This window comes from Oceanobacter sp. ABM4_470, from assembly GCF_056158645.1.
Genome location: NZ_JBSWTR010000001.1, coordinates 2,539,591 through 2,557,661 on the forward strand (window position 1 = coordinate 2,539,591; position 18,071 = coordinate 2,557,661).

Below are 18,071 nucleotides of genomic sequence, written 5' to 3' on the forward strand. Positions count from 1 at the left end.
GTGATTAGCGGACCCACCATGAGCAAAAAGAAAAAGCGCGAGATTCCCCAGTATGGCCTGCCAATACTGGAAACCCACTTCCATCTGGATTACCTGAAGGAAGCACCGGCCGAAGACATTCTGGCCGCCGCGCGGGCCATTGGTGTTGACCGTTTTATGACCATCAGCGTGCAACCAGACAACATGCCGAAGGCAATGGAACTGGCACAGCAGTTTGATGACGTGTTCTGTACCCTGGGAGTTCACCCTCACGAAGCCGCGGAGTTCGACGACGCCACCGAAGCCTACATGCGTGAACACGCCGCCCAGGCGAATAACCAGGGCAAGGTGGTTGCAGTGGGTGAAATTGGCCTCGATTACTACTACGACCACTGCGACCGCGAGGTGCAGAAAAACGTATTCCGTCGCCAGCTGGAACTGGCCATCGAATTCGACCTGCCGGTGGTGATTCACACCCGTGAGGCCGACGAAGACACCGCCGCAATCCTGCAGGAATTTGCCCCGCGCATGAACCGCAAAGGCGTGATTCACAGTTTTACCTCCGGCATGGAGCTGGCCAAGTTGGGCGTTGAGTTGGGCTTTATGTTGGGCATCAACGGCATTGTGACCTTCAACAAAGCCGAGAATGTCAGGGAAATTGTGGCCGCAACGCCCATCGAGAGCCTGCTGCTTGAAACTGATTCGCCGTATCTGACTCCTATGCCCTATCGTGGTATTGAGAATGCGCCCAAATACCTGCCGTTTGTGGCCGAGAAAATCGCCGACGTCAAAGGGTTGGATGTTGAAACCGTGTTGCAACAGACCTGGCAAAACTCCCTGCTGACTTTCTTCCCCGCCGAAGCCGTATAACCGGAGCGGCGAATCAACAGGGCCTGCCAGCACCGCAAGGAGAACGCATGGCCCTGCTTAAACGCAAACGCAAGCCCATCAGCCTGGCCCTACAGGGCGGTGGCTCTCACGGTGCCTTCACCTGGGGCGTGTTGGACCGGCTGCTGCAAGAGCCCGGATTGCGGCTTAATGGCGTCAGTGGCACCAGCGCCGGAGCCATGAATGCCGTCGCGCTGGCTCAGGGGCTGATGGAAAACGGCAACGAAGGTGCCCGGCTGCAACTGGAAACCTTCTGGAACGCGGTAGCCGCCAGCGCCCCCTTCAAGATGACCTCCACCAGCGCCAGTGGCGACGTGTCCATGTCCCCCACCGTTGGCTGGATGATGGGGCTGACCCAGTATTTCTCGCCCTATCAGCTCAATCCCCTCGACATTAACCCGCTGCGCGACATCGTCGAGTCGCAGTTCGACTTCAAGGCATTGAAGAAAAACAGCCCGGTTAATTTGTTCATTGCCGCCACCAACGCCAACACCGGCCGTCTGAAGCTATTCCGCAACAACGACCTGTGCAGTGAAGCCCTGTTGGCTTCGGCCTGTTTGCCAACGGTACATCACACCATTCAGATCAAGGGCCAGCCATACTGGGACGGTGGCTATTCGGCCAACCCGGCAGTATTCCCGCTTTACCAGCACTGCGACGCCAGCGACATTCTGATGATTCTATTGGCCCCTATGGTGCACGGCGAGATGCCCACCAGTGTCGATGAAATCAAGGCCCGAGCGGTGGACATTTCCTTCAACGCCGGCTTCCTGCGCGAGATGCGCATCATTGCCCAAACCCGCGCTATGTGCGGCGGCGGCCGTTTTAAACTGTTTGGCCAGCTGGAGCACACCATGCGACGGCTGAACTTCCATTTGATCGACCCCGATGGCGAGCTGGAAAGACTGCCCAGTGCCACCCGGGTCACCCCGGATGCCGAGCTGTTGAACACCCTGAAAGAAATGGGCCAGCGCCAGGCCGACCGCTGGATCAAGAAACACCATCAGTCACTTGGCAAGCGCTCTACCGTCGACCTGGCCAAAACCTTTATGTAGACCCAATTAAATGCAGGCCCAACGAACACCACAGTACCGGGCAATAACTGAAAGACGCCTGATAGCGAGCATTTATTGAACTCCCACCGCCGCTCTGGCAAGCTGACTAATTGCTTGCAACTTCGCAGACAGATTGCCCATGAAACGTCCCACCAAAGCCGAAATACGACGCCAGCTGGACCAGCAGGTCGACCAGTATTTGCAGCATGGCGGCGAAGTAAAACAGGTACAACGCGGCGAATCCGGCCTTGATAACGGCCGTTACGACGAGCGTACTCTGGCGTTTGAAAAACCCCGCGAAGAACGCACCCCGGTCGACGAAGTATTGCAGGCCATCGACAAGCGCCGGCAAGAGCAAAAAGCGCCCAAAAAACCGGCCGGTTCCCGCACCCGCAGCAAGCGCCCCCGCAAGAAAATCATCTACGATGACTTTGGCGAACCCCTACGCGTGGTGTGGGTCGACGGGTAACCCTTTCCTGCGCTGCTTACGCAGTGCCATTTTGCCCAAGGCGATGCTTCATGGATGAAATCACCCTGCTGTTGATTCTTTCCACTACCCTGCTGTTTTACGGCCTGCTGGCCAAGCGCATTGACCAGACCGGCGTCAGCGCGCCAATGTTGATGACCGCCGTAGGCATTGTGGTGGGACCGCTGATGCTGGACCTGATCGACGGCAGCATTGACGGCGAGGGCCTCGAATATCTGTCGGAACTGGCGCTGGCGATCATTCTGTTCACCGACGCCAGTCAGGTGAACCGCCACCAGCTGATGAAGTACGGCGTACTGCCAATTCGCCTGTTGGCCATTGGTTTGCCACTGACCATTGTCGCTGGCTGGCTGCTGGCCGTGCCCTTGCTGGGGCTGTCGTGGTTGGCCGCTGCCTGGCTGGCGGTGATGCTGGCTCCGACCGATGCTGCGCTGGCGCAGTCGATCTTTTCTGACCGCCGTATCAGCCTCAAACTGCGCCACACCATTACGGTAGAAAGCGGCTTGAACGATGGCCTGGCCTTGCCAGTGCTGCTGATGATTCTGGCGCTGATGAGCGCCGGTGAGTACGGTTTCAAAAGCCACACCGAATGGCCGCTGTTTATGCTGCAACAGTTTGTGGTGGGCGGCTTGATCGGCATTGGCTGCGGCCGCTGGGGAGGCTTGCTGGTGCAGTGGGCTTCGGAGCGCAACAACATGTCGGAGGTGTACCAACGACTGTCGGCCATTTCATTAGCGCTGCTGGCATACTCCGCCGCCGAGCAGCTTGGCGGTAACGGCTTTATTGCGGCGTTTATGGCCGGTCTGTTTCTGGAGGCCAAACGCACCGTAGTGGTGGGACGTTTGCGGGAATTTGGCGAAGCTGAAGGAGCACTGCTGAGCCTGTTGGTATTTTTCCTGTTCGGGCTGATTTTTGTTAACGAGGCGCTCCCGCTGTGGAACTGGCAACAGCTGGTTTACGCGCTGCTGAGCCTGACGCTGATACGCATGATCCCGGTGATGCTGTGCATGGCAGGCTCTGGCCTGCCGTTTGGCCACAAGGCCTTTCTGGCCTGGTTCGGCCCCCGCGGCATCGCCAGTATTCTGTACCTGTTAATAGCCATTGAATCGATGGGCTACGCCGACCGTATCAGCGCCTACGACGACGTGTTTGGCACCACGGTGCTGACGGTTCTGCTGAGCATTGTGTTGCACGGCGTTTCTACCCATATCTGGAAACGCTGGCCGAAATAAGCCCGCCAGACGCCAGACTTAATGATCCGGCCTCTCCAACACTTCCGCCAGCCGGGTTTTGGCTTCAATCCACTGCGACATATAGCGGGTGCTTTTCATGCTGTGGTGACGCAGCATCATGCCGTAAAAACCTTGCATTCTATGGGCTTGCGGATCGGCCAGTACCGCTTCTGTACGGGCCAACAACTCAGCTTCATGAACATCGCGCTGGAATCGCTGCGAGATCAGTTGCAACGCTGCTGTCTGGCTTTGCGCCCATGACTGCGGCTGCTGATACAAGGCCACAGCGCCGGCCACCAGCGCCTCCATGGAATCCGCGACACAGGCAGCGGCTTCGGTCGCCGGGTTGTAGATCCCTTCGGCCCCCACCGAAGTGGTAACAACCGGTGTGCCAGTGATGGCCGCGTCAATCAGCTTGCCTTTGAGCCCCGCACCAAAACGCAGCGGTGCCAGCATCAACCGGCTGTTCCGCACCACCTCAAGGGCATCTTCGGCCCAGCCCTTGACCAGAAACCCGAGCTTTTCATTATGCAGCTGAGTGGCTTTCTTGGGCGGATAGGCACCGTAAATATGCAGTTCGGCGTTGGGCAGCTGTTGGCGAATGTGCGGCCACAGTTGCTCGCGCATCCAGCGAACGGCGTCCCAGTTGGGCTCGTGGCGGAAATTGCCAATACACACAAAGTGCTGGCGCTGCTCAAAGGTTTTTGGAGTGCTATCGACCTGTGCAGCGTCGAGCATAAAAGGGCAATACACCAGTTGTGCCGCGGGTACCTGATACTGCTGTTGCAGCCACTGCATTTCGTATTCAGAAATCACCAGCGTCAGGTCGCAACGCAATATGGCTGCAATTTCGCGGATTGCCAGTTCCGAGTGCACCAGCGTTTGTGGCAGCTCCTGAATAACGATGCTGGCAGTATGACTGTTTGAATCGTTGCTTTTTGACAGGCCCTTGCTGGCGTCCTGCTGTTTGATCGCCTGATGACGGGCGTGACGCAAGCTGTGAACGTCTTCCATATCGAGGATACGCACCGCCTGCGGGCAGGCAGACTCTACCCGCCATCCAAATTGCTCTTCCATCATAAAGCGGTCGAACATCACCACTGTCGGGTTCAGCTGGCGGGCGAAATCATCAAAGCTGCTGGAATTCAGCTCAATGCGTACCGGTTCAATGCCCTCGTCTTCCATCGCAACGGCGTGCGGGCTCCAGTCCGCCGGTGAGGCAAACACCACCCGATACTGCTGGCGCTGATAGGCCTGAATCAACTGCATCATGCGACTACCTGCCGCCGAAGAGTTCGGCTCTGGCCAAACGTAACCAATGATCAGCAGGGTATTGGCAGAATGAGATTCCGATAAACCCGGCAAAGAAGATGAAGAAACAGGAGAAGGAGAAGAGGATGTCATGGATGTCGTCAACAGGGGCAAAACAGGCGGCCAGTATAGCCTGATCACCATGGGTTAATCAGGCGGCTCTTCTTTAGGGGGTTATGGAGGGGATGGGCGGTTTATTGGAAGGCCCAGCCCCGTTCAAACAGCAGCGAAAAAACGCTTAGGAACAGGAAGCCTGGGAATCCACAGCCGAAGTTACCGAATGCCCATCGGCATAGGCCTGCAATTGCGCCTCTGCGTTGCTGCCAAACAGCTGTTCGGCAATGACCCTAAGCCCGTCAGACGCCAGCAAGGTCTGTTTGCCGATGGTCAGCTCCATCATGGTGCGCCTGCGGACAAAGTCTTCCAGCGTGGCGACCATTTCGTGGTCACGGGCATACACCAGCTCAACCAGCCGAATGTCATCCAAAGCGGCTTGTTCTGGCCCGGATGCTGCCGGAAATACCTTACCCAACAGCGCGGGCTGCTGCTGAACCCGCTCAAGCAACACAAAGGCATCCATACCGTAGCGACGCCACCAACGCTGCGTCAGCGGTTCGTTCAGGCATTCGCACCAGTCGTTGAGCCCAGCGTCTGCGGCGGTCTGATAAAACGCCTGACGTTGTTTTTCGTCGGCTTCGCCAAACCAGTCCGGGTTGTGATGCATGGCAAGGCCAAAGGCTTTGAGCTGGTCACACACTTCGTTGCCAACGTTGATGCAATCCGTCAGCTTGCCACCAAAGATGCTTAACCGCTTGCTGTGAGGGTCCGCCTCAATGATGTGGCGACGGGACATCGTCTGAACATTGCCTGCCTCACGGCTGGATGCCGCTCCACCACTGACCAGGGCCGTCCCACCGCTGACAGCTAAAGGCCGAACACCACAACGCTCAGACAGCACATCGCTCGCCTGCAACGGAGTCGACAGCTTCAGGCGCTGATTAACGTTATCCAGAACAAACTGGCGGTCTTCATCCGTGACCACCGCTTCCGGGCTTTCCACCCGGGTATCCGTGGTGCCAATACAGGTGCGGTTGCCCATCGGAATCACAAAGAACAGCCGGCCGTCGGAGGCGAAGAACGCCAACACCCGTTCCGCTTCGGTAATTTTAGGCACCACCAGATGAATGCCCTTGGAAAACACATGATGATGCTGGCTGGCCTGTTGGCTGTGACGGTGATAGCCATCCACCCAGGGGCCGGTCGCATTCACCAGCGCCCGGGAGCGCACAATGCGGCTGGTGCTCGACTGACCAGAAGCCAACTGATCGCAGATACGGGTATGCCACAGGCCATCCTGATACCAGGACTGTTCGGCACGGGTGTAATTAGCCACCAGCGCCCGGCGGCGCATGGCGCTTTTGATGAAGTCGAAAGTAAAACGAGCGTCGTTGTCGACCAGCCAGGCATCTGAATATTCCACTGCCCCGCGAGCGTGATCAGCATTCACCATGGTTTCGTTGGCGGTCAGTGTTTGTGGCCCCATCAACAACGGCATTTGAGTCTGGCCGCGGCCAAATAACCAGTACAGCCAGGCACCGGCGTACACCATCCAGGGCGGCTTGCGAAAGCCTGTCGGAATGGTCGCCAGAAAGCGCATCTCACGAATGCGCGAAGGGTACGTTTGCAGCAACTGATTGCGGCAACGGCACAGTTCGTTCACCAGCCTAACGTCGCCGTTTTCCAGATATTTGATGCCACCCCAAATCAGGTTGGAGCTGTTGGCGCTGGTTTGGCTGCCAACGTCCTTGCTGTCGACCAGAGCCACCTGTGCACCACCACCCGATGCCGCCGCCGCGGCAGCAGCACCGTTGATACCACCGCCGATGATCAGCACATCGTGAACCCGGCTTTCCAACTGTTCCAGAACCTGTTGTCGTTGCAGCACCTTGTCTCCTTCAATTCCCGAACACACAGACATAACCGAAACGCTGCCTCAGCACATCACCCGTTCAACAGCCTTGTGCCAGCCTGCCAGCAAAGCGCTTCTGTGAGTGTCTTCGATGTTGGGCCGGGTTTCTGTCGAACAACGCCACAGCGTGGCAAATTCGCTGGTCGATCCGTACAAACCGATCGCTCGTCCAGCCAGATAGGCCGCCCCCAGGGAAGTGGTTTCGAGCAACTCCGGCCGCTGAACCGGTACAGCCAGCACGTCGGCCAAAAACTGCAACATCCACTCGTTGGCGGTCATGCCACCATCCACTTTCAAATCGTTGGGGCGAACGCCGTCTTTTTCCATGGCATCGAACAGGTCGGCGGTTTGATAACAAACGGCTTCCAGCGCCGCACGGGCAATCGCGGCCTTGCCGCTACCACGTGTCAGGCCAACGATGGCACCACGGGCATCGGCACGCCACCAGGGCACACCAAGGCCGGTAAAGGCTGGCACCAGATACACACCTTGATTGGACGTTAAACTGCGTGCCAGAGTTTCGGTATCGGACGCCTGTTCGATAATGCCCAGCTCATCCCGCAGCCATTGCACTCCGGCACCGGCAATAAAAATCGACCCTTCAAGGGCAAACGTCCGCTGACCATCGAGCTGCAAGGCCACGGTACTGAGCAGTCGATTACTCGAGAATTTCAGCTCATCGCCAGTATTCAGCAACACAAAACAGCCCGTACCGTAGGTGCTTTTCACCTGACCACGCTCGAAGCAGCACTGCCCCACGCTGGCGGCTTGCTGGTCACCGGCGACACCAGTGATGGCAATCGCCGGGTCGCTTGCCGCAGCGTATCCCTGAATGCCTTCCAGCAGGGTTTTGTCAAGTTGGCCAAAGTCCCCGCTGCTGTCGCGAATATCCGGCAGCATGGCTCTGGGCACCCGAAACAGCGCCAACAGCTCATCGTCCCAATCACCGCTAGTGAGGTTGTAAAGATTCGTGCGGCAGGCGTTGGTGGCGTCCGTCAGATGGGCTTTGCCACCGGTAAGGTTCCAGATCAGCCAGCTGTCGACGGTACCGAACGCCAATTCGCCGTTTTCCGCTCGCGCACGTGCACCGTCCACATGATCCAGAATCCAGGCAATTTTGGTGGCGGAGAAATACGGGTCGAGCAATAGCCCAGAGCGCTGTTGAAGCCAGTCAGCGGACACCTGTTCGGCCAACTGTTCGCACTGCGTAGCGGTGCGGCGGTCTTGCCAGACGATGGCGCTATAAATCGGCTTCCCGGTGGTTTTATCCCACACCAGCGTGGTTTCCCGCTGGTTGGTAATGCCCAGCGCCTGAATGTGCAGCTGTTGTTCGTTCGCTTGCTGAAGGCAGTCTCTGATGACTGTTAGAGTAGTTTGCCAAAGATCGTCGGGCGCATGTTCTACCCAGCCATCGTCCGGGTAATGCTGCTTGAATTCCTGCTGTGCCGAGCCACAGGCACTGGCTTGTGCGTTGAAGATGACGGCTCGGGTACTCGTAGTGCCCTGATCGACGGCCAGAACGGCTGGCTGTTGGGTCATGGTGTCTCCCTTCTTATTCTGCTTTTGGCGTGTTGGAAAGCCAGCTGGCGCTCGGCTGGTCAGATAGCCAATCGGCGCACTGCCTTGTTATTCCGACCGATCCCACAGCAATGGTTCCTTGGCAGTCGTTTGTAGCGCTGCGCCACTTGTCGTTAGGTCGTTATCGTTAAAAACAGTATAGAAAGGGAAAGGCAGCCGCCAGTTTTGGCGGCTTTAGCAAGGGACTCTCTGAATGACTCGGTGCCCGCTCTGGATGACAGGGCGAAGCTGAGTCACGAAGCTGGTTTGCAGGCCTGACGGGTCAAGTCAAAAATCAGCGACACAGAGTCAGCAAGACCCTGCCATCCCCGCAGGGCGCGGCCTTCAACCCGCCAGAACAGCGTTGGCGAATTTGGATATGGTCAGCCATTCCGCAGCATTCGCCGCCTTGTTCTGACAATCTGCAGAACTCGCGCACGACTGCATGGATGCGGGAGGTCGGGCGAAGCAGGAAGCCAGAGCCGAGAGCTGTGCAGAGTTATTCAGAGAGTCCCTAGAAAAGATAGAGGAGATCAAACCTCGGCTTAGCCACAGCGTTTGCGGTATTCGTCCTGAATGCGCTGGCGTTCGATGTCGATTTGCTCGTCGTTCAGGAATTCACGCTCACCGGCTTCGTTGTAACGGTACATACGGCGACCGCCTGCTGCGGCTTCGGTGGCTTTGGCTTTCAGCTGGTTACACATGGAGGCCATGGTTTCTTCTTTCTGACGAGCTTCTTCGGCTTCCGCTTCCCTGGCGGCCTTTTCAGCACGGGTTTCGTCCAGTTGCTGTAGATATTGCTGTTGAGATTCAAGCCGCGAGGCAGAGCTACCGGAAGACACCGGAGCACGGCTGCCCTGGGAGATGTTCATGCTTTGGCTGTCGGCCGACTGGGGAGGCATATCACCGTAGTGCACCCGCCCCTGATCATCGGTCCATTTGTAAATCTGGGCCGAAACCGATGCCGAAAACGAAACACCGGCCAGACAAGCCAGTAAGGTGGCGACATGCATCAAGCGAGTCATTTCCTGATCCCTGAACGTGAGAAATAACCGCAAGATTAATGGAATTTGATGACGGCAGCGAGAAGCAATTCCACACAAACTGACATTGCTCTGCTGGCCCTGCTCTTCTGACACTGCCGTGCTGGCACTGTGGTAAAAGCCCAAAAACAAAAACGCCTCCCGAAGGAGGCGTTCAAGCGAATCCGCAAAGCGCTTAGATGTGCTTCACTTCGTCAATTTCATATTCCACGCTACCGCTTGGAATCTGAACAACCACAACGTCACCTTCGGACTTGCCAATCAGCGCACGGGCGATTGGAGAAGAAACTGAGATACGGTTGTTTTTGATGTCGGCTTCGTCGTCACCAACAATCTTGTATTCCACTTCTTCATCGGTATCCAGGTTGATGATGGCAACCGTAGTGCCAAAAATCACCTTACCGGTGTGTGGAATGCTGGTCACGTCGATGACCTGACAGTTGGACAGCTTGCCTTCGATGTCCTGAATACGGCCTTCGATAAAACCTTGCTGCTCACGGGCAGCGTGGTATTCGGCGTTTTCTTTCAGGTCACCGTGTTCACGAGCGTCGGCAATGGCCTCAATCACTTTCGGGCGTTCAACGCTCTTCAAGTGTTGCAGTTCTTCGCGCAATGCCTTTTCCCCTTCCAGAGTCATGGGAAACTTTTGCATGCTTGAACTCCTTATCTATTCAGTTGGCACGCGAGCGTATTAAACGCTCGCGTGCAGCTCTTGCAGGCGGTGTACTTCTGCCAGACCGTCAGACTGCAGGGCTTCAACAACGGCTTCTGCACCGGCCATGGTGGTGGTGTAGTAAACCTTGTGTTGCAGCGCGCTGCGACGGATATCAGCAGAGTCCTTGATTGCCTGCACACCATCAGTGGTGTTGATGATCAGATCGATCTCATCGTTCTTGATCATGTCGACAATGTGTGGACGGCCCTGGGTAACCTTGTTCACACGCTCAGCTTCAACACCCGCGGCTTCCAGTACCTTGTAGGAGCCTTCAGTACATACCAGTTTGAAACCGGACTTGATCAGGCCCTGACCAACGGCAACCAGGCTGCCCTTGTCGGCATCGCGTACAGACAGGAACGCAGTACCGCTTTCTGGCAGGTTGGCACCGGCCCCCAGCTGGGCTTTGTAGAAAGCTTCGCCGAAGGTTTTGCCAGCACCCATGACTTCACCGGTGGACTTCATTTCAGGGCCGAGGATCGGGTCAACTCCCTGGAACTTGTTGAACGGGAATACCGCTTCTTTCACAGAGAAGTATGGAGGTACGATCTCGGAAGTGAAGCCCAGTTCCGCCAGAGTCTTGCCAGCCATCACCTTGGCAGCAATGGCCGCCAGGGAAGTACCAATACACTTGGATACAAACGGCACAGTACGGGATGCACGAGGGTTCACCTCGATCACGTAGATTTCGCCGTCCTGGTAGGCCAGCTGGGTGTTCATCAGACCCACTACGCCCAGTTCCAGTGCCATCGCCGCAACCTGTTCACGCATTTTGTCCTGCAGGTCAGCCGGCAGGCTGTACGGAGGCAGGGAACATGCGGAGTCACCAGAGTGAATCCCGGCCTGTTCAATGTGCTGCATGATAGCGCCAATCACAACCTGTTCACCGTCACATACGGCGTCAATGTCGACTTCGATAGCGCGATCCAGGAAGTGATCCAGCAGTACCGGAGAATCGTTGGATACGGAAACCGCTTCGGTCATGTAACGACGCAGGGCTTCTTCGCTGTTAACGATTTCCATCGCACGACCACCCAGTACGTAGGATGGACGAACTACCAGTGGGTAACCGATTTCGTTGGCTTTGGTCACCGCTTCTTCAGTAGAAGTGACGGTAGCGTTCACAGGCTGCTTCAGACCCAGACGCTGGATCATCTGCTGGAAACGCTCACGGTCTTCAGCGCGGTCGATGGCTTCCGGAGAAGTACCGATGATAGGAACACCAGCGGCTTCCAGTTCGTTAGCCAGTTTCAGTGGCGTCTGACCACCGTACTGAACGATCACGCCTTTTGGCTTTTCTTTCTCAACGATTTCCAGCACGTCTTCCAGGGTGACTGGTTCGAAGTACAGACGGTCGGAGGTATCGTAGTCGGTAGAAACGGTCTCAGGGTTACAGTTAACCATGATGGCTTCGTAGCCCAGTTCTTTGGCAGCGAACGCCGCGTGAACACAGCAGTAGTCGAACTCGATGCCCTGACCAATACGGTTCGGGCCACCGCCCAGAACGATGATCTTGTCGCGATCGGTTGGTGCTGCTTCACACTCTTCTTCGTACGTGGAGTACATGTACGCAGTGTCGGTAGCGAATTCGGCAGCACAGGTATCAACACGCTTGTAAACCGGACGCACGTTCAGTTTCTGACGGTGCTTGCGGAAGGCTTTCTCGGAAATACCCATCAGCTTGGCCAGACGAGCGTCGGAGAAACCTTTGCGCTTTAGACGGTATACCGCGTCGAAGTCCAGTGCGGTCAGAGCGGTGGCAGCAACCTTCTGCTCTTCTTTCACCAGGTCTTCAATCTGCACCAGGAACCAGCGGTCGATCTTGGTGTAGTTGAATACGTCTTCAACCGTCATGCCCAGACGGAAAGCGTCGGCCACGTACCAGATACGTTCGGCTTGTGGGGTTACCAGCTGAGCGATCACGGTTTCACGAGCGTCTTCAGCGGCTGGATCAACCTTAGGATCGAAACCGGTCGCGCCTACTTCCAGACCACGCAGGGCTTTCTGCATGGATTCCTGCTGGGTACGGCCAATGGCCATCACTTCACCAACGGATTTCATCTGAGTGGTCAGACGGCCGTCAGCTTGCGGGAATTTCTCGAAGGTGAAACGAGGAATCTTGGTCACTACGTAGTCGATGGACGGCTCGAAAGACGCCGGGGTCGCACCTCCAGTGATGTCGTTTTGCAGTTCGTCCAGGGTGTAACCCACCGCCAGCTTGGCCGCTACTTTGGCGATCGGGAAACCGGTTGCCTTGGATGCCAGTGCGGAAGAACGGGAAACACGAGGGTTCATTTCGATCACGACCATACGGCCGGTGTTCGGGCAAATACCGAACTGAACGTTGGAACCACCAGTCTCAACACCGATTTCACGCAGTACCGCCAAAGAGGCGTCACGCATGATCTGGTATTCCTTGTCGGTCAGCGTCTGGGCAGGCGCAACCGTGATGGAGTCACCAGTGTGAACACCCATTGGGTCGAAGTTTTCAATCGAGCAGATGATGATGCAATTGTCGTTCTTGTCGCGAACAACTTCCATCTCGTACTCTTTCCAACCGATCAGGGATTCGTCAATCAGCAGTTCGTTGGTTGGCGACAGGTCCAGACCACGAGCACAGATTTCTTCGAATTCTTCCTTGTTGTAAGCGATACCGCCACCGGAACCACCCATGGTGAAGGATGGACGGATGATGCACGGGAAGCCCAGACCTTTCTGTACTTCACGAGCTTCGTCCATGCTGTGGGCGATACCCGCGCGTGGGCATTCCAGACCAATGGCCTTCATGGCCTTGTCGAAACGATCACGGTCTTCGGCCTTGTCGATGGTGTCGGCGTTTGCGCCGATCATTTCAACACCGAACTCTTTCAGTACGCCAGCGTCTTCCAGACCCAGTGCACAGTTCAAGGCAGTCTGACCACCCATGGTTGGCAGCAGCGCGTCTGGACGCTCTTTTTCGATGATCTTGGCAACCGCTTCAACCGTGATTGGCTCGATGTAAGTCGCGTCCGCCATGGCCGGGTCGGTCATGATGGTAGCCGGGTTGGAGTTCACCAGAATGACGCGGAACCCCTCTTCGCGCAGGGCTTTACAAGCCTGGGCGCCGGAGTAGTCAAATTCACACGCCTGGCCAATAACAATTGGGCCGGCGCCGATAATCAGAATGCTTTTAATGTCAGTACGTTTTGGCATGACTCAGTCCTGTTCTCTTACGCCTTGGCTTTTTCAATCAGTTCAATGAAGTGGTCAAACAGTGGCTGCACATCACGTGGGCCTGGGCTCGCTTCAGGGTGACCCTGGAAGCTGAACGCTGGCTTGTCGGTGCGGGCGATGCCCTGCAGCGTACCGTCGAACAGGGATTTGTGAGTGGCCTTGATGTTGGCAGGCAGGGATTCTTCATCAACCGCAAAACCGTGGTTCTGGGAAGTGATCATCACCTTGCCGGTTTCCAGATCCTGTACCGGGTGGTTGGCACCGTGGTGGCCGTGGCCCATCTTCACGGTCTTCGCACCGGAGGCCAGCGCCAGCAGCTGGTGACCCAGGCAAATACCAAATACCGGAATATCGGTTTCCAGAATTTCCTGAATCGCCTTGATGGCGTAGTCACATGGCTCCGGGTCACCAGGGCCGTTGGACAGGAACACGCCGTCCGGATTCATTGCCAGCACTTCGGAAGCCGGAGTCTGGGCTGGAACCACGGTCAGGTCGCAACCGCGCTCGGCCAGCAGACGCAGGATGTTGAATTTAACGCCGTAGTCGTAAGCAACAACCTTGTATTTTGGTGCTTCAACCTGACCGTAACCTTGACCCAGTTTCCAGTCGGTTTCTGTCCACTTGTAAGCTTCCTTAACGGTCACTTCCTTGGCCAGATCCATGCCTTTCAGGCCTGGGAAAGCACGAGCTTCTTCCAGTGCTTTCTGTTGGGATTCTTCAGACCAGGCATCGGCGCCCGCCAGCAGACAACCGTTGAGGGAGCCTTTTTCGCGCAGGATGCGAGTCAGTCGACGGGTGTCGATGTCAGCGATGCCCAGAATGTTCTGGCTGCGCAGGTACTCGTCCAGCGCTTGCTCGCTGCGGAAGTTGGATGCAATCAGTGGCAGGTCACGGATAACCAGACCCTTGGCTGCAATGCTGTTGGATTCCACATCTTCCGGGCTGATGCCGTAGTTACCGATGTGTGGGTAGGTCAGTGTCACGATCTGGTTGGTGTAGGAAGGGTCCGTAAGGATTTCCTGGTAACCGGTCATGGAGGTGTTAAACACAACTTCACCAACGGATACCCCTTCAGCACCAATACTGGTGCCTTTGAACAGGCTGCCGTCTTCAAGAGCAAGAATGGCTGGCGTAGACAAAACGTTATCCCCGAGCTAAGAAAATCAGGTGACGTGAGGCACAGGAGCGCTGTACCCCATGCGTAAAAAAGCGGAATGCTGATCAAACAATCGGCATCCCGCTATTTTTGGAATTCTGTTGGAGGTTGCTACCGGATGCTTTGGCATCTTTAACCCCGCTTAAATTAACCGCGAATTATACGCAAACTGAGCAATCCTGTCCACGCTACTTACTGCTGCTTTGCAGGGGTATTGCAGTGGAAATTCACCTTTCACCCTGTCTCAATGACAATATTCTCGGCAACTGCCCCTAAACCCCAAAGACTGATCAAAATTCATACCGATCATCAGGCATAGCACAATTTTTGAGACACGCATCACACGATTACATTCTGTAACATACAAAATTAAACCGTAAAAAACTTCACATCATCTCAGGTAACTCTTTACATAGTAGCCATGGAACAGCTCTGGATGACTTCAAGTGACCCAGCAGGCCGCCTATTGTTCGTTTGAGCTCATCAAAAGCACCGGTTTCAAACGCCGATTTCCGCTACACCAGGGCACTGGCGACATCAATGCCCTGATTTAACGGTCGTCAGCCTACCGGCCAAGCCAGACGTCAGAAGCCCTGCCGGAGCACCCGCGCGATCCGCGAGTCACCAACCCCAGAGCCCAGGCAAATCGACAAACCATAGATGAGGGACACTATGCCTGTAGCCGTAGAAGGAAGAAGGCGTTTGGCTCCGGAAGAACGCAAACGTCTGCTGATGATTTACGCGGTTGAGATTTTTTCCCGTCGGGGCATTGGCCGAGGTGGTCATACCGACATCGCAGAACTGGGTGGCGTTAGCGTCGCCACCGTATTCAACTACTTCAAGACTCGCGAAGCTCTGGTCAACGATGTATTGGCTGAAGTTGCCCAGTTCATGCTGAACATTGCGCAGTCATCTTTTGAAAATCAGGAGCTGTCGCCACTGGCCCGCATCCGCCTCTACTTCCACCGTTTTCTGCGCAGCTGCGAAGAAACGCCAGACTACATCAAGGTGTGGCTGGAATGGAGCGCCTCCCCGCGCGAGGAAGTGTGGCCACAGTACCTGAGCTTGCAATCCGAATTGCTGGCGATGCTGACCGAGCAGTTGCAAGCCGGTATCGACAGCGGCGAACTGAAAAGCGGCCTGCCTGCCGACGAGCGCGCTCGCTGGTTACTGGGCAACAGCCAGATGCTGACCGGCATGATGTTCGACCCGATGGGCAAACCAGACAACATGAACGAAATGCTCGACCGGGCGTTGGATCACCTGTTGATCGTCAAATAGCCTGGCTCGTGACGCCAAACAGCTGCCCTGAAAAGCAGCCATAAAAAAACCGGCATTTTCGCCGGTTTTTTTATGCGTTTTTACACGCTTACGATCGCTTTCCGCCTCGGCATCAGAAGCCCAGTACGTCCTGCATATCGAACAAGCCGCTGTCTTTACCGGTTACCCACAGCGCAGAGCGAACCGCGCCCTTGGCAAAGGTCATACGGCTTTGAGCCTTGTGCGTGATCTCAACGCGTTCGCCTTCGGTGGCAAACATCACAGTGTGGTCGCCGACGACGTCACCACCACGAATGGTTTCAAAACCAATCTGCTTGTGAGGGCGCGCACCGGTTTGACCTTCACGGCCGTAGCAAGCCACTTCGTTCAGATCCCAACCCATGGTTTCGGCAACCACTTCGCCCATGCGCAGCGCGGTACCGGATGGCGCATCCACTTTATGGCGGTGGTGCATTTCAATCACTTCAATATCGCTTTCATCGCCCATTACGGATGCCGCCATGCGCAGCAGGTTCAGGCACAGATTCACGCCCACGGAGTAGTTCGGAGCGAACACCACGCCAGTTTGCTCAGCACCGGCTTGCAACTCGACTTTCTGCGCCTCGTCCAAACCTGTGGTGCCGATGACGATTTTTTTACCGTGCTGGCCACAGATTTTCAGGTTCGCCAGCGTCGCCGCCGGAGAGGTGAAGTCGATCAGTACGTCAAAGTCGTCGACGACAGCTTCCAGGCTGGAAACCGCTTTCACGCCCAGGTCTTTACCCAGGCCGGCAATGGCACCCGCGTCCACGCCTTCCATTGCATCACCAGGTAATACAATAGCGGCGCCCAGCTCGGCACCTTCAGCCGCATCGACTGCCTGAATCAATACGCGTCCCATTCGACCGGCAGCACCGGTTACCGCAATACGTGTCATGGTTATTTTCCCAACAATAAAAAGCCCGTGACGGCAGTGTAACCGAGCACGGGCTGATGTTTTTCAAAAAATTGAATCAGATCTCTTCGAAGAACTTCTTCACGCCTTCGAACCAGCTCTTCTTCTGCGGTGAATGCTTCTCACCGGTCAGGGATTCCTGGAACTGACGCAGCAGATCTTTCTGCTGTTCGGTCAGGTTCACCGGCGTTTCGACCTGCACACGGCACATCAAGTCACCAGCACCACCGCCACGAACCGGGGTTACACCCTTGCCGCGCAGACGGAACATCTTGCCAGACTGGGTCTCGGCCGGAATCTTCAGCTTCACACGGCCATCCAGTGTTGGCACTTCCAGTTCGCCACCCAGTGCTGCATCAACAATGCTGATTGGCACATCACAATACAGGTTACGACCGTCACGGCTAAACAAGGCGTGGTCACGTACCGATACCTGCACATACAGGTCACCGGATGGGCCACCCATGGAGCCGGCTTCACCCTCACCTGCCAGACGAATGCGGTCGCCAGTATCCACACCAGCCGGAATCTTCACCGACAGGGTCTTGGTTTCTTCTTTTACGCCACGGCCATGACAGCTGGTACAAGGATCTTCAATTATGGTGCCCGAACCACGACAGGTCGGACAGGTTTGCTGTACAGAGAAGAAACCCTGCTGCATGCGTACCTGACCCATACCGTTACAGGTACCACAGGTTTTTGGATGCGTGCCCGGCTTGGCACCAGAACCGTCACAGGTTTCACAGCCAACCAGCGTCGGGATGCGAATTTTCTTCTCAACGCCACGAACGGCTTCTTCCAGGGTCAGGTCGAGGGTGTAGCGCAGGTCGGAACCACGCTGCGGGCCACCACGACCGCCACCACCACCGCCGCCGAAAATATCGCCGAACACATCGCCAAAAATGTCACTGAAACCACCAGCGCCTGCGCCACCGCCAAAACCACCAGCGGCGTTAGGATCAACACCCGCATGGCCGTACTGGTCATAAGCGGCACGTTTTTGTGGGTCACCGAGAATCTCGTAAGCTTCGGTGGCTTCCTTGAACTTGGCATCGGCGTCTTTATCGTCCGGGTTACGGTCCGGGTGATATTTCATCGCCAGTTTGCGGTAGGCCTTTTTCAGGTCTTTACCGTCTACATCCCGGGAAACACCCAGAATGTCGTAATAATCTCGTTGGGCCATTGTCTTAAACGCCTCAAATCAGAAATATTCTTCTGTGTTCTGAAGCAGACCTCCAGAAACAAAACCTC

General features: G+C 56.1%; 14 protein-coding genes. 5 read left to right on the plus strand and 9 right to left on the minus strand.

The window, feature by feature from the left end; genetic code table 11:
• Nucleotides 1-18 precede the first annotated feature (18 nt).
• From ACXADJ_RS11130 to ACXADJ_RS11145, 4 genes are all read left to right on the plus strand, one after another.
• On the plus strand, nucleotides 19-849 hold the full coding sequence (locus ACXADJ_RS11130) for a TatD family hydrolase (protein WP_475065849.1): 831 nt from the start codon (nucleotides 19-21) through the stop codon (nucleotides 847-849).
• Nucleotides 850-896: 47 nt separating this feature from the next.
• Entirely contained in the window at nucleotides 897-1,922 is a 1,026-nt protein-coding gene (locus tag ACXADJ_RS11135) for a patatin-like phospholipase family protein (protein WP_475065851.1), read from the plus strand.
• Between the two features lie 139 nt (nucleotides 1,923-2,061).
• Entirely contained in the window at nucleotides 2,062-2,391 is a 330-nt protein-coding gene (locus ACXADJ_RS11140) for a hypothetical protein (protein ID WP_475065853.1), read from the plus strand.
• 50 nt (nucleotides 2,392-2,441) lie between these two features.
• Nucleotides 2,442-3,641, plus strand: a complete 1,200-nt coding sequence (locus ACXADJ_RS11145) for a cation:proton antiporter (RefSeq protein ID WP_475065855.1) — start codon at nucleotides 2,442-2,444, stop codon at nucleotides 3,639-3,641.
• An 18-nt stretch (nucleotides 3,642-3,659) separates the two neighbouring features.
• Here the strand turns inward: ACXADJ_RS11145 and ACXADJ_RS11150 are convergent, their stop codons facing one another.
• The 7 genes from ACXADJ_RS11150 to carA form a co-directional block, all read right to left on the minus strand.
• A complete protein-coding gene (locus ACXADJ_RS11150; RefSeq protein WP_475065857.1) occupies nucleotides 3,660-5,045 on the minus strand; it encodes a glycosyltransferase in 1,386 nt (461 codons plus the stop codon).
• Nucleotides 5,046-5,190: 145 nt separating this feature from the next.
• A complete protein-coding gene (locus tag ACXADJ_RS11155) occupies nucleotides 5,191-6,897 on the minus strand; it encodes a glycerol-3-phosphate dehydrogenase/oxidase (RefSeq protein WP_475065859.1) in 1,707 nt (568 codons plus the stop codon).
• A gap of 48 nt (nucleotides 6,898-6,945) precedes the next feature.
• Complete coding sequence (gene glpK / locus ACXADJ_RS11160) at nucleotides 6,946-8,460, minus strand: glycerol kinase GlpK (RefSeq protein ID WP_475065861.1); 1,515 nt, start codon at nucleotides 8,458-8,460, stop codon at nucleotides 6,946-6,948.
• Nucleotides 8,461-9,023: 563 nt separating this feature from the next.
• Complete coding sequence (locus ACXADJ_RS11165; RefSeq protein ID WP_028294837.1) at nucleotides 9,024-9,503, minus strand: DUF4124 domain-containing protein; 480 nt, start codon at nucleotides 9,501-9,503, stop codon at nucleotides 9,024-9,026.
• A 193-nt stretch (nucleotides 9,504-9,696) separates the two neighbouring features.
• Nucleotides 9,697-10,173, minus strand: a complete 477-nt coding sequence (gene greA / locus ACXADJ_RS11170) for a transcription elongation factor GreA (RefSeq protein ID WP_028294838.1) — start codon at nucleotides 10,171-10,173, stop codon at nucleotides 9,697-9,699.
• Between the two features lie 39 nt (nucleotides 10,174-10,212).
• Nucleotides 10,213-13,428: a carbamoyl-phosphate synthase large subunit gene (gene carB, locus ACXADJ_RS11175; RefSeq protein ID WP_475065864.1), complete on the minus strand. Its 3,216-nt coding sequence runs from the start codon at nucleotides 13,426-13,428 to the stop codon at nucleotides 10,213-10,215.
• 17 nt (nucleotides 13,429-13,445) lie between these two features.
• Nucleotides 13,446-14,588, minus strand: a complete 1,143-nt coding sequence (gene carA, locus ACXADJ_RS11180; protein ID WP_028294840.1) for a glutamine-hydrolyzing carbamoyl-phosphate synthase small subunit — start codon at nucleotides 14,586-14,588, stop codon at nucleotides 13,446-13,448.
• 719 nt (nucleotides 14,589-15,307) lie between these two features.
• On the opposite strand from carA, the gene ACXADJ_RS11185 reads away from it, so the two are divergent.
• Nucleotides 15,308-15,886, plus strand: coding sequence for a TetR/AcrR family transcriptional regulator (locus ACXADJ_RS11185; protein ID WP_475065867.1), 579 nt, complete (start codon nucleotides 15,308-15,310; stop codon nucleotides 15,884-15,886).
• 112 nt (nucleotides 15,887-15,998) lie between these two features.
• Here ACXADJ_RS11185 and dapB read toward each other — a convergent pair whose 3' ends face one another.
• The gene (dapB, locus tag ACXADJ_RS11190; protein WP_028294842.1) at nucleotides 15,999-16,802 is read right to left on the minus strand and encodes a 4-hydroxy-tetrahydrodipicolinate reductase; all 804 of its coding nucleotides are present in this window, start codon (nucleotides 16,800-16,802) and stop codon (nucleotides 15,999-16,001) included.
• 76 nt (nucleotides 16,803-16,878) lie between these two features.
• Complete coding sequence (gene dnaJ / locus ACXADJ_RS11195) at nucleotides 16,879-18,003, minus strand: molecular chaperone DnaJ (RefSeq protein WP_475065870.1); 1,125 nt, start codon at nucleotides 18,001-18,003, stop codon at nucleotides 16,879-16,881.
• Nucleotides 18,004-18,071 lie beyond the last annotated feature (68 nt).